This window comes from Bartonella melophagi K-2C (assembly GCF_000278255.1).
Taxonomy (GTDB): domain Bacteria; phylum Pseudomonadota; class Alphaproteobacteria; order Rhizobiales; family Rhizobiaceae; genus Bartonella; species Bartonella melophagi.
Genome location: NZ_JH725083.1, coordinates 25,361 through 39,340, shown reverse-complemented (window position 1 = coordinate 39,340; position 13,980 = coordinate 25,361). Strand labels below are relative to the sequence as shown.

Sequence of the window (13,980 nt, the reverse complement as noted above, 5' to 3'; positions counted from 1 at the left end):
CATTTCGTATTATGTATATCGAGCAAAGACTAATATGTGTAGTTGATGAGGGGGTCGAATCTCTTTTGATATCGTTATCTTAATCAATTCAAAAACTGCATGATTTTACCCTTAAAACTAAACTTCAATCGGAGATTAATTATGAATACTAAAGCTCTTCTTTTAGGCTCTGCGGTAGTTCTTGCAGAAATTTCTAGTGTACAAGCTAATTCAACAGTTACTGCACAATCAAAGCCTATAGAATATGTTCGTGTTTGTGATGCGTATGGTCCAGGATATTTCTATATTCCTGGAACAGAGACATGCATTCGTTTATCAGGTTATGTCCGTGCTGACTTCAAAAGTGGTGATAAGATCGGCGCAAAAACTAATGCTGATTTAAACAATGATCAAAAAACCTATCGCGTAGCCTCACGCTTGACTCTTATCTTTCAAACTGCTTCTGAAACCGAATTAGGAACACTTCGTTCACATGCAGAAATCCGTTCAGAATGGAACAGTGGAAAAGATAAAAGTGGTGGAGAGCTTCGTTCTGCTTATATTGAGCTTGGTGGTTTTCGTGTAGGTCTTGATGACACAATTTTCAATCACTGGACTGGTTCTTATGGTAATGTCATCAATGATGACCTTGTAGCACCAGCAGGAAATACGCGTACCAATGTTATTTCTTATACTTTCAATAGCAACACTGGCTTTTCTGCTATTATCGGAGCTGAGTCAGGTAATGTTTCAGGCCCTTCTGGAAATGATTACTACTACATTGATAAAGATGGTGCAATTACCAATGTTGTTGACCTTCCAAGTAAAAGCATAAAAGGTTACACTCCAAATATTCTTTTGGGTATGAAATTTTTCCAAGAATGGGGAGGTGTGTCAACAGTTGCCGCTTATGACGCTTACTATAAAAAATGGGCGGGTAAAATGCGTGTTAACTTCAATGTTAATGACTACTTAAGCCTCTGGGCTATGGGTGGTTATAAAAACAACCTTGATTATTACACCAAAAGTGATGACTATATGTTATCACGAGAAAACACCACAATTTATGCAAACTGGGGTGGTAAATGGGCTGCTTGGACTGGTGCAACCTATAAGATTACACCAAAAGCAAATCTAAATGCTCAGATTTCTTACAGTGCTGCAAAAACTTTCTCAACCTCTGTTAATATTGCATACACATTGGTTCCAGGTTTCACTATTACACCTGAATTAACTTATGTTTCTTGGAATGACAATCGCAGTTTCTCTGATAAAAATTCTGAAAGAAATTATACAGCTGCTTTAAATGGAAAAAATGCTTTGCAAGGTATGATTCGCTTCCAGCGCTCATTCTAGCATTTTAAGAATTACGCTCTTAAAAACTGGCAGTTTAAACTGCCAGTTTTTTTACTTCTTAAAAATATCCATAAAGTCATAAAGCATTAAATTTACTCATCATCCCATGACATAAATTGGTTGCTTTATGAAAATATTTATACGAATTAATTCGATAGCGTATTGATAAATACACATCCCAACTTCTATATAAGTCATAAGAAATTAAGTGCAAATTTTGATCACCAATGTAATTTCTTATTAAGATTGTGTGAATACCTTTAAATGCTAATTTAAAATCTTGATCTACCGTCAAGAGTTTTATCTGCACACTTTCATAGTTTGAGACTATCCATCAATAACAGTCATTTAAAACCAACAATCAATTTATGAGTTTTAATAGTCTTTCTGATATTGAGATATGTACTTATAGAGTAGCAACTATATTCCTCAAAATAACAAGTCACTATATCTAATATTGCCTAGCAAATGTATCGTGCCCTACTGGCTCTTGACCTCAATCATTGTTGAACTTTAAGGAATATGTCACGAGTACGTAGTAATAACCATATTCTATCTTGTACGTTGGATATCATAGTGTGTGAATTAATGATAATACATTCTTTATGCTGCTCTCTTGAAAGAATACTTAATGTCATTAGCTAATTACTTGCAATGGTTTTTGCCTTCATCCTTCCCAAATATTCTAAAATCGTTGAGAACACATCTTTGCGATTGACAACATAAACATTTAAGCTGATCATGATTAGAAAATAAAATGCTCTGATTATGGTTGGGATATTATAAGCAAATATAAAAAGTTTCTATTGGCTTTCTCACAATGAAATCTTCAGAGCTTAATTAGATAATACGTGTTGGGAGTAAAGTGATATTGTATACAACCTCACTAAAGTGCACCTTATTAGTTGAATACATTTTTGTTAATCCTGCAATGCGTTTTTTAATTATGAATTTATAAGGAAAAAGTTTGTGCAGAAAAACACTCCATCAGTTAGTTGCAGTCCCTTTCCCTCCTCACGCAAAATTTATCAACAAAGTTCTCTCTTTGCTAATGTGCGTGTACCATTACGCGAGATTTCACTGACAGATGGTTGTGATGAAAAATCTTTAAACGTTTACGATACTTCAGGGCCCTATACCGATAAAGATGCTGTCATTGATATCACTAAAGGACTTCCTGCAATCAGTGAACCTTGGTTGTCTGAACGTGCTGACACTGAATCTTATCCTGCTCGATCAGTCAAACCTGAAGATAATGGCTATACTCACGATAACAACCTTACACCAGCTTTTGAACAAAAACGGCCTATTTTGCGTGCAAAAAATGGAAAAACAATTACACAGATGGCTTATGCACGTGCCGGTATTATTACTGCAGAAATGGAATATGTTGCTATCCGTGAAAATGAAAGTCTAACAGAACAAGAACAACAAAAAACAGCATTAAATGAAGCATTTAGTACATCAATACCAAAAATCTATACTGCAGAATTTGTGCGCAATGAAGTTGCTTGCGGACGAGCTATTATTCCTAAAAATATCAATCATCCAGAATGCGAACCAATGATTATTGGGCGCAACTTTCGTGTTAAAATTAATGCTAATATTGGCAATTCAGCAGTTACTTCATCTATGGCAGAAGAAGTTGAAAAAATGGTTTGGGCCATTCGCTGGGGAGCAGATACAGTTATGGATCTTTCAACAGGGCGTAATATCCATAATATTCGTGAGTGGATTATTCGAAATTCCCCAGTTCCCATTGGAACCGTTCCAATTTATCAAGCACTCGAAAAAGTGCACGGTATTGCTGAAAATTTAACATGGGATATTTTTCGCGATACCCTCATTGAACAAGCAGAACAAGGTGTTGATTATTTTACTATTCATGCAGGAGTAAGATTACCTTTCATTCCACTTACTATTGATCGCGTAACAGGTATTGTTTCACGTGGTGGATCTGTTATGGCTAAGTGGTGTTTGTATCATCACAAAGAAAATTTTTTATATGAACATTTTGATGAAATTTGTGACATTGCACGCACATATGATGTTTCTCTTTCATTAGGTGATGGATTGCGTCCTGGTTCTATTGCTGATGCTAATGATGAAGCTCAATTTGCTGAGCTTAAGATTTTAGGAGAGTTAACAAAAATTGCATGGGAAAAAAACGTACAAGTTATGATTGAAGGACCCGGTCATGTGCCAATGCATAAAATTAAAGAAAATATGGAACAACAACTAGCTCTTTGTCATGAAGCACCCTTTTATACCTTAGGCCCACTTACAACTGACATTGCCCCTGGATATGACCATATTACATCAGCAATTGGAGCTGCTATGATCGGTTGGTTTGGAACTGCCATGCTTTGCTATGTAACACCTAAAGAACACCTAGGACTACCTGACAAAAATGATGTAAAAACTGGTGTTATTACTTATAAAATTGCTGCCCATGCTGCTGATCTTGCCAAAGGTCTTCCTAGAGCTCAAGTGCGTGATGACGCTCTTTCACGTGCACGGTTTGATTTCCGGTGGTATGATCAATTTAATCTCTCATTTGATCCAGACACAGCACGTGCTTTTCATGATGAAACTCTGCCCAAAGAAGCACATAAATTAACTCATTTTTGCTCTATGTGTGGACCAAAGTTCTGCTCAATGCGCATTTCTCATGATATCCGTGACGCAGTAGAAATAAAAAAAGTGAAAGATGAAGGCATGGTCGCCATGGCCGAACAATATCGAAAGAACGGTGATCTCTATATAGAAGCTGTTCCTACAAAAAAAGAAATAGTAAACGGTTGAAAAATATTCTTGTAAAAGGTGCAGGTGTAGGCGGTTTAACAGTTGCCTTTATGTTACAACAAAAAGGCGCAACTGTTACTGTATCTGCTCCCCCCCATTCCCCAATAGGGACTGCAAGCTGGTATGCAGGAGGTATGCTAGCACCTTATTGTGAAAGAGAAAACTCCGAACCAGTTGTTGAAAATCTTGGCATACAAGGCCTACAATGGTGGAAGGAAATACTTCCCGAAATTGTGATACAAAAAGGTACCTTAGTTGTTGCACCTACACGAGATATAGCAGAACTTAAACGATTTTCAGCACGCACTAATAATCACAAAACCATAGAAGGTCCAGAAATAGCTCTCCTTGAACCTGATCTTGCAGAACGTTTTAATTATGCACTTTTTTATGAAAATGAAGCACATATTGATCCCCGTAAAGCACTAATTACTTTAAAAAAAATCCTCATAAAAAACGGAGCATGTTTTGCTGATATAGGAGTACCTGAAAAGAATTTTGATATTATTATTGATGCAACAGGAATAGCGCGCTTAGGAAAAGACAAAAATATACGGGGAGTACGCGGGGAAATGCTTTTAATACGTAGTACAGATATTCAAATTTCTCGTCCCATTCGTCTTCTTCATCCACGTATTCCACTCTATATCGTTCCCCGAGAAAATAATATTTTTATGGTTGGAGCAACAATGATTGAAAGTGACTTTAATGGTGCAATTTCGGCAAGATCAATGATGGAATTTCTTAATGCTGCCTATACTTTGCATCCTGCTTTTGCAGAAGCAGAAATTATAGAATCTGGCGTTGGTGTACGCCCATGCTATCTTAATAATTTACCTTGCGTTAACAGACATGGTAACCATATTTCTATTAATGGTTTTTATAGACATGGTTTTCTTTTGTCTCCAGAAATGGCAAAACAAGCAGTAAAACTAGCATTGGAATAAAGCATGCAAATATTTGTCAATGGTCAAATGCTCCAAACAGAAGTAACTTATCTCAATTTACTTCTTGAAGAATTAGGTTATGAAGGAAATTGGCTAGCAACTGCTGTAAATTCTGAAGTTGTTCCTGCAGATGCACGAAATCAATTTGTTTTGCATGAAGGAGATAGAATTGAAATTCTAAGTCCAATGCAAGGAGGTTGAAACTATGTTGAATTTTTATGGCTCTCAGTTTTCTTCCCGCCTTTTATTGGGAACAGCTCAATATCCTTCACCAACAATTCTTCGTGAAGCCATTCGTAAATCTAACACAGAAATTGTGACAGTTTCATTACGTCGAGAAACTGCAGGCGGAAAACAAGGCGGACAATTTTGGCAATTTCTAAAAGAACTTAACGTAACAATACTTCCTAATACTGCTGGCTGTTACACTGTTAAAGAAGCTGTTACCACAGCCCAATTAGCACGAGATCTCTTCAAAACACCTTGGATTAAACTCGAAGTTATAGGCAATTCAGATACATTACAGCCAAACGTTTTTGCCTTAGTTGAAGCAGCAAAAATTCTAAACAATGAAGGGTTTCAAATTTTTGCCTATACAACAGATGATCTCATTGTAGCTGAAAAACTCTTAGAAGTTGGCTGCCGTGTCATTATGCCTTGGTGTGCTCCTATTGGATCTGCAAAAGGCCCCTGTAACACTGATGGATTGCGTTCTATCCGTGCTTACTTGCCTGATCTTACTCTTGTTATTGATGCTGGCATTGGACGACCATCGCACGCCGCTATTGCCATGGAACTTGGCTATGATGCAGTATTGCTCAACACCGCTGTTGCCAAAGCAGGTGACCCTGTATTAATGGCTGAAGCATTTTCTCAAGCTATTAAAGCAGGACGTATGGGTTACAAAGCAGGAATCCTTGAAGCACGCAATGCAGCTGTGCCTTCAACACCAGTTATTGGACAAGCAGTATTTTCATGAAACTTGATCCGTTTTATCTCATCGTTGACAATGCCGATTGGGTTGAACGCTTTGTTCCTCTCGGGATCAAATTGATACAATTACGTATGAAAAACAAAAATGTAGAAATAATAAATCACCATATAAAACGAGCAAAAAATATATGCGATAAATTTGGAGCACAATTAGTCATTAATGATTATTGGAAAATAGCAATCGATGAAAAATGCGATTTTATTCATCTTGGACAAGAAGATTTATGCAACGCTGACATTCCTGCAATCCGTAAAAATGGTATCAAATTTGGTCTCAGCACTCATGATGAACATGAATTAGATATTAGTATGTCTGTTTCTCCTGAATATATTGCACTTGGTCCAATTTATCCTACAATCTTAAAAAAAATGAAATGGGCTCCACAAGGATTAGAAAAAATCAAACAATGGAAAAAACGGATTGGAGCTTTGCCTTTAGTTGGCATTGGTGGTTTAACACCAGAACGCGCAATTGACATTTTGGAAGCAGGGGCTAATAGCGCTGCTGTTGTAACCGATATTATTTTACATAAAAAACCAGAAGAGCGCGCCCAACAGTGGATGAAGGTAACTCAAAAATGGCGTTAATTCCTTCTATTCTTATTGTTGCTGGTACTGATCCAACAGGTGGTGCTGGCATTGTTCGCGATATAGAGACAGCTGCATATTTTCAAACAAAAGCAAATTTAGCAATCACCTGTGTTAATGTGCAAGATGACAACCACGTTGCCAAAATTGTACCCATGAGTGGAGAATTTGTTGGCGCACAAATGCGAGTAGCCCTAAAAGCTAATCCTATAAGTGCAATCAAAATTGGGATGACAGGCACTCAAGAAATTATAGTGGAAATCTGCAATGTATTAGAAGACTACTCCCATATTCCAGTTGTTTTTGATCCTGTTCTTATTGCCTCATCAGGAGGAAAACTTACAACAGAAAAAACTACAGAAATTATGCTTAATAAACTGCTTCCTTACATTGAACTTTTAACACCTAATATGGAAGAACTAGCTCTTCTTAGCCAAAGTCCATTAGCTTCTAATTGTGAAGAGGCAATACAACAAGCCAAAAAACTTCTTTCATTTGGTCCACGCTATATATTGATAAAAGGTGGACACGCGGATGGCGCTTTTGCTACCGACATTTTAATTGATAAAACCCAAGCAATAAATATTTCTGCCCCACGTTTAAAAGGAGAAATGCGTGGAACAGGTTGCATCCTTTCAAGCGCCATTACTGCACATTTGGTATTCAACAAATCTATAACGACAGCCGTAAAAAAATCAAAAGAATACCTTTATACATTGCTTTTAAAGCACTCTCAAACAGAGCATTAAAATTTTAACACCATTCCATTTTCTTTTAAAAATTGTTATCCTTTTATATCACGTGAGACTTACCTATAATGGAATAAAATAACTGGTTTTAGAGTAATCGCATGATATTAAAACGCATAAATACATTGAAATGATCCATCACGCACTTTTAGCAAATACAAAATATAAAATACCCTTATTGCACATCGCATAAATCATACAGAAAACCTGTGTATCAATAGGATCACAGATAAAAGTTTCAGTCATTTACATACCGAAGAAAAACTATGAACTTCAATTATTGAATCTTATAATTTTATTAAGGCCAGTTTCTAAGAAATCATCAAACAATATTACTATACCTTCATTCGTAATAAAATACATTATAAAGCTTGAAGAATAATTCTGCTTGGTTTATCCATTAATGGATTGGTTACAAGTAAAAAAGCGAAATGTCAGAACAAACTCAATGTTTAATCTCATATGAAGAACTATTAAGCTTTTATAAAGAAAGTGGAGTAGATGCTGCGCTTAATGATACGTCAATTGACCGTTTTAGCCAATCTGCTATTTTAGAGCAAAAATCAAAACAAGCAGTTGACATTATCCATCATGAACAAACTTCACAACCCATAACACTGCATAACAAACTACCGCATAACCTTGACAATAAAATACATGACACGCTCTCAGCCATAGAGATGGCAAAAAATGCCCATACACTTGACGAATTAAAATCTGCCCTCCTCGCTTTTAATGGTTGCTCATTAAAATTGACAGCTAAAAACACCTGTTTTTCAGCTGGAACAGCAGGAAGTCCACTTATGCTTATAGGAGAAGCGCCAGGGCGAGACGAAGATATACAAGGAATTCCCTTTGTTGGAAAAGCAGGAATGCTACTTAACAAAATATTGGCATCTATTGGTCTAACAAGAAAAAATGTTTATATAGCAAACACTATTCCATGGCGTCCACCCGGAAATCGCACACCAACACCAAGAGAAGTTGTATTATGTCGCCCCTTTATTGAGCGGCAAATTGAGCTAGCTAATCCTCGTGTTCTTATTGCATTAGGAGGAACTGCTGCACAATTTCTTACAGGGACTCAAGGTGGAATTATCCGCATAAGGGGAAAATGGCATATCTATGAAAGCACAAATAACGTTAAAATACCTGTCATGCCAACTTTTCATCCTGCTTATCTTCTACGAACCCCTAGTCAAAAAAAGCTTACATGGATGGATTTTCTAGAAGTAAAAGACCGTCTCAATAATCTTTTATAACTCATTGATCTTCCTTCTTTTAAAATATAAACGCTTAATTACTCATACTCCCAAATACAATAAGGAAAAAATTATGAAACAACCAACTATTCCCACTTATCGTTTGGAAGATTATCAGCCCACACCTTACGCTATACCCAAAACACAGCTTGATTTTTGCTTGGAACCAACAAAAACTCGTGTTATAGCAACATTACTGATTGAGCCTCGTGAAAATATAAAAAAATTAACACCTTTAGTACTTTCTGGTGATGAACTTACATTAATTTCTGTTGCTATAAATGGTGAAAAATTAGCCGATAATGCTTACAAAAGCACCACTTCATATCTGGAAATTACATCTCCACCTACTTCTCCTTTTACATTGCAATTGGTTACAGAATTAAACCCTGAAAATAACCGCAAACTCATGGGGCTTTACCTTTCAAACGGTGTTTATTGCACACAGTGTGAAGCGGAAGGTTTTCGTCGTATTACTTATTTTTATGACCGCCCAGATGTTCTTTCCACTTATACAGTAAGAATTGAAGCAGACTCTCACACAATTCCTATCTTGCTTTCTAATGGTAACCTTGTTGAAACAGGAACCCTTGATAACAATCGTCACTTTGCTATTTGGGAAGACCCTTATCCGAAACCATCCTACCTCTTTGCTCTAGTTGGTGGAGATCTTGATAAGTTAGAAGATCATTTTACCACTGAATCTGGACGGCGTGTCAAACTTGGCATCTATGTAGAAAAAGGAAAAACAAAACGAGCAATCTATGCGATGGATGCACTCAAGCGCTCCATGCGTTGGGATGAACAGTGCTTTGGACGCGAATATGATCTTGATGTTTTCAATATTGTTGCTGTATCAGATTTCAATATGGGTGCAATGGAAAATAAAGGATTAAACATTTTTAATGATAAATATGTCCTTGCAGACCATGAAACAGCAACCGACCATGATTACCGAAATGTTGAACGTGTTATTGCACATGAATATTTCCACAATTGGACGGGAAATCGTATTACGTGCCGTGATTGGTTCCAGCTCTGTTTAAAAGAAGGATTAACTGTTTATCGCGATCAGGAATTTTCTGCAGATCAAAATGTACGCAGTCTACAGCGAATTGAAAATATGAAAACTTTGAAAGCTACACAATTTTCTGAAGATGCTAGTCCACTGGCTCATCCTGTACGACCTCGTCAATATAGTCAAATCAACAATTTTTATACTACGACTATCTATGAAAAAGGAGCAGAAGTGGTCCGCATGGTGCACACTATTTTAGGCTCTACTCTGTTTCGTAAAGGTATGGATCTCTATTTTCAACGCCATGATGGACAAGCATCTACCATTGAGGATTTTATCGCTTGTTTTGCTGAAGTCTCTGGTAGAGATTTTTCACAATTTATGTTGTGGTATGAGCAAGCGGGTACGCCTAATGTAAAAATCGATAGTCATTATAACGATGGCGTTTTAACGATTCATGCAAAACAACATATTCCAGCAACACCACAACAAAATGAAAAAAAACCTATGTTCATTCCTATCGCCTTTGGCTTACTGGGCCATAAGGGAGAAGCGTTAACTTATGAATCTGATGCAAATATTCAAGCAGATGTTATGATGCTATCTCAAGAAACTCAGACCTTTACATTAAAAGGATTGCGTGAAAAACCTGTTTTATCACTTCTCAGAAATTTTTCTGCCCCTATTACTTTACAAACCCCATTCAATGAAAATGAACTGATCTTTCTTGCTAAAAACGATAGTAATCAAATTAATCGCTGGCAGTCACTCAACCATCTGATAACGCAAGCCCTTATTCAAGTAATTAAAGATAAAACACTAGAAAAGAGTGGCATGCCCTCTAATTTTCTAGAACTCATCGAAATTATCGTTAAAGATGAAAATCTTGAACCTGAATTTCGTGCATTTTGTTTAAGCTTACCTAGCGAAGTTGAACTTGCTCGCACACTTGCTGAAAATGTCGATCCAGATCGTATTCATCACGTGCGTAATCAATTTTTAGCTTCTATCGCACATACTCATCAAGAACTCTTAACAAAAATCTACATGCAGATGGAGATAAAAGAGCCCTATTCACCAAACACTGCACAAATTGGAAAACGAGCATTACGCAATATTATATTAGACTATCTTTCTATTGTAGAAAACAAACCAGACCGTGCTGCCACACAATATGCAATGGCTGATAACATGACTGACCGCATGGCCAGCATAACGATTTTAGTGCAACGCTTTAATGAAAGTAAACAAGCACAAGACACCTTAAATGATTTTGAAAACCGATATCGTCACGATCCTTTGGTTATGGATAAATGGTTTTCTATTCAAGCAATGGTTTCTGGAGAGGCAACACTTAGTCAAGTTCAAAAACTCATGAAACATCCGCTCTTTTCACAGGATAATCCTAATCGAGTTCGTGCCCTGATTGGTGCCTTTGCAGCGGGAAACCAAACAGGTTTCAATAGAGTTGATGGAGAAGCTTATCATTTCCTTTGCCAAATCATTTTAGAAATCGATAAAAAGAATCCACAGCTTTCTTCGAGATTATTAACAATTATGCGCTCCTGGCGACAATGGGAACCCATTCGGCAGCAAAAACTTGAAGCTGCATTAAAAACAATTGCAGCAGCACCTAAATTATCAAGTGATGTAGCAGATATCATTAATCGTATGCTCAATTAAAATATATTTATAATCAATATATTATAAGATATTTTGAAGATAAATTAGAAATATCTATTCAATAACGGTAAGCTCATAAACAAGTTGTACAAGCTTGTTTATGAGCAATATTAAAGCGTTTTCAATATTCAATAATTTACGTTCATAGCAGTAAAATTACTTTCTCCTAAAAAAAAGACTAGACAGAAGACTCCTGTTTTGATTCACTGTACCTACTGGTTTGTTATGAGTACAGAAATAGTTTTCCAGTCATATTATTCATGATTAGAGGAACCAGAAATGGAGAAATTGGACGTATATAATGCGCCCACAGGAATATATTCCGATTCAAAACCGAGCGTTCAAAATCGCAAGGCACAGGAAGCGTATATTGATTTACTTTCTGGTTCAATTCACAAAAAACTTTTATCGATTGAACCTTGGCTACGTCGGTCTATTCCATTTATCATCATTCTTTTTCTCATTGTGTTAGCAGCTGTCCGCTTTGTGTCAATTTATGATTTACGCCATACGATTGATAAAGATACGCGCTCTACAATGAATTTATTAGCTGCTCATATCATAAATACGATTGATCGTGACTTATCTACCGTTACCAAGCAAGGAAAAGCTACAGGTCTTTCTCATAGTCATTTAGAAGATATCCTTGTTGATCTGCGTAACCAAAACCTTGTCAATACTAATATTATAATCGCTATAGTCGATCAAAATGAAAATGTTTTAGCTTCGTCTAGTTCAGAGGTAATCTTAGGAAAACCTTTAAAAAATTTCATTTCTGAAAATACCGCTTTAGAGTCTCTCAGACAGCACACTGGCGCTACACAAATCAAAATAAGAACAGAACCTGCTTTAGCTTTACTCAGCCAAACAAAAAATAATCAATATAGTGTATTTATGAGTGAGAAAACACATGACATCTATATGGAATGGCGTAAAATCTTCTCATTAAATATGACCTTATTCATAGGAACCACCGGTATTATACTGGCTCTTCTTTATGCATATTATAACCAAGTTTCACGCGCACATAATATGGATCTGGTTTCAGAAAAAAATCAAAACCGTATTGATATGGCAATGATGCGTGGACGTTGTGGATTGTGGGATTGGAATATGGCAAGCGGTCGAGTATATTGGTCACGAGCCATGTATGAAATGCTTGGTTATGTGCCTCAAGATGCATTGCTGTCAATTTCTCAAATTACTAGCATCATCAACCCAACTGATACTAATTTCTTTGATCTCGCTCAGGAATTAATGAGCGGTGAAAAAAAACACATTGATATTAATATTCCCATGCGTCATGCTGATGGTCATTATATATGGATGCGTTTTCGTGCCGAAGTTACTGAAGGAGAAGAGCCTCATTTAGTTGGTATTTCTTTCGATATTAGCGAACAACGTCAACTTGCCGAACAAACAGCACAAGCTGATCTTCGTATTCGCGATGCTATTGAAAATATTTCAGAATCTTTTGTATTGTGGGATTCTGAAGGGCGTTTAGTTATGTCCAATAGCAAATTTTGCGAATATGCAGCTATCCCCAAACAAATGCTGCAATCAGGCATTCAACGTGCGACTGTTGAAGCTATGGCTCGTCCTGCTATTAGTGAATATCTCCTCAAAGAAGATGGAACTGGTAACCTAACCAGTATTCGCCAAACTGCAGATGGATGCTGGCTCAAAATTAATGAACGACGTACACAAGACGGAGGGCTTGTTTGCACTGGTACTGACATTTCCGAACTTAAACAACAGCAAGAAAAATTTAAAAACAGCGAAAAAAGCCTTTTTTCTTTTATTCAAGAACTCAAACGTGCACGAGGAAATGCTCAGCAACGTGCAACAGAGGTTGAAAAATTGAACAAAAGTCTGCAAGCAGAAAAAGAGCGAGCTGAAAGTGCTAATAAAGCTAAATCAGAATTTTTAGCCAATATATCCCATGAATTACGTACCCCTCTTAACGCTATTCTTGGTTTTTCAGATATCATGTTGCAATCCACCTTTGGTCCTCTTGGTTCACAACGCTATAAAGAATATATGCGTGATATTCATAATTCAGGAACCCATCTTCTAACTCTCATCAATGATATCCTTGATATGTCAAAAATCGAAGCTGGAAGATTTACTCTTGATTGTAAAAATATCGATCTTGAGCCAATTATCAGTGAAGCAGTACGAACACTTACCCCACAAGCACAAGAAAAAAAGGTTTCCGTTACAACGAATATTGCACCAAAACTTCATGCTGAAGTTGATTGCCGTGCCATAAGGCAGATTTTCCTTAATCTCATTTCCAATGCTGTTAAGTTTACACCTTCTGGTGGTAATATTGATGTTTGTGCCTTCCAGAAAGAAAATGACCTTATCTTTAAAATAAAAGATACAGGAGTTGGTATTCCCCAAGAAGCAATTAAAAAACTTGGGCAACCCTTTGAGCAAGTTGAAAATCAATTTACTAAAACTCATACCGGGTCAGGCCTTGGGTTAGCTATTTCCCGTTCTCTCATCAAACTGCACAAAGGAAAGCTTGAAATTACTTCTGAGGAAGAAAAAGGTACAATTGTAACTATTACAATGCCAATCCAACAAAATTAAAA

General features: G+C 36.7%; 10 protein-coding genes. All 10 read left to right on the top strand.

Annotated features, from left to right (window positions below; all coding sequences use genetic code 11):
- The first annotated feature begins 141 nt into the window (after nt 1-141).
- The 10 genes from ME3_RS04210 to ME3_RS04165 all read left to right on the top strand — a co-directional run bounded on the left by ME3_RS04210 (nt 142) and on the right by ME3_RS04165 (nt 13,978).
- A complete protein-coding gene (locus ME3_RS04210) occupies nt 142-1,335 on the top strand; it encodes a porin (RefSeq protein WP_007477423.1) in 1,194 nt (397 codons plus the stop codon).
- Nucleotides 1,336-2,304: 969 nt separating this feature from the next.
- A complete protein-coding gene (thiC, locus tag ME3_RS04205; protein WP_007477422.1) occupies nt 2,305-4,140 on the top strand; it encodes a phosphomethylpyrimidine synthase ThiC in 1,836 nt (611 codons plus the stop codon).
- Nucleotides 4,137-5,087: an FAD-dependent oxidoreductase gene (locus tag ME3_RS04200; RefSeq protein WP_007477421.1), complete on the top strand. Its 951-nt coding sequence runs from the start codon at nt 4,137-4,139 to the stop codon at nt 5,085-5,087. Before thiC ends, ME3_RS04200 begins: the two co-directional genes overlap by 4 nt.
- A 3-nt stretch (nt 5,088-5,090) precedes the next feature.
- Entirely contained in the window at nt 5,091-5,288 is a 198-nt protein-coding gene (gene thiS / locus ME3_RS04195) for a sulfur carrier protein ThiS (protein WP_007477420.1), read from the top strand.
- Between the two features lie 4 nt (nt 5,289-5,292).
- Nucleotides 5,293-6,066 (top strand): thiazole synthase, encoded by a 774-nt coding sequence (locus ME3_RS04190; protein ID WP_007477419.1) that lies wholly within the window; start codon nt 5,293-5,295, stop codon nt 6,064-6,066.
- On the top strand, nt 6,063-6,668 hold the full coding sequence (locus ME3_RS04185) for a thiamine phosphate synthase (RefSeq protein ID WP_007477418.1): 606 nt from the start codon (nt 6,063-6,065) through the stop codon (nt 6,666-6,668). Before ME3_RS04190 ends, ME3_RS04185 begins: the two co-directional genes overlap by 4 nt.
- Nucleotides 6,659-7,417 carry a hydroxymethylpyrimidine/phosphomethylpyrimidine kinase gene (locus ME3_RS04180; RefSeq protein ID WP_039952582.1) on the top strand — a complete coding sequence of 253 codons (759 nt, stop codon included), beginning with the start codon at nt 6,659-6,661 and terminating at the stop codon, nt 7,415-7,417. Before ME3_RS04185 ends, ME3_RS04180 begins: the two co-directional genes overlap by 10 nt.
- A gap of 431 nt (nt 7,418-7,848) precedes the next feature.
- On the top strand, nt 7,849-8,679 hold the full coding sequence (locus ME3_RS04175) for a uracil-DNA glycosylase (RefSeq protein WP_007477412.1): 831 nt from the start codon (nt 7,849-7,851) through the stop codon (nt 8,677-8,679).
- Nucleotides 8,680-8,752: 73 nt separating this feature from the next.
- Nucleotides 8,753-11,380: an aminopeptidase N gene (pepN, locus tag ME3_RS04170; RefSeq protein ID WP_007477410.1), complete on the top strand. Its 2,628-nt coding sequence runs from the start codon at nt 8,753-8,755 to the stop codon at nt 11,378-11,380.
- Nucleotides 11,381-11,659: 279 nt separating this feature from the next.
- Entirely contained in the window at nt 11,660-13,978 is a 2,319-nt protein-coding gene (locus ME3_RS04165; RefSeq protein WP_007477408.1) for a PAS domain-containing sensor histidine kinase, read from the top strand.
- The last annotated feature ends 2 nt before the right edge of the window (nt 13,979-13,980 follow it).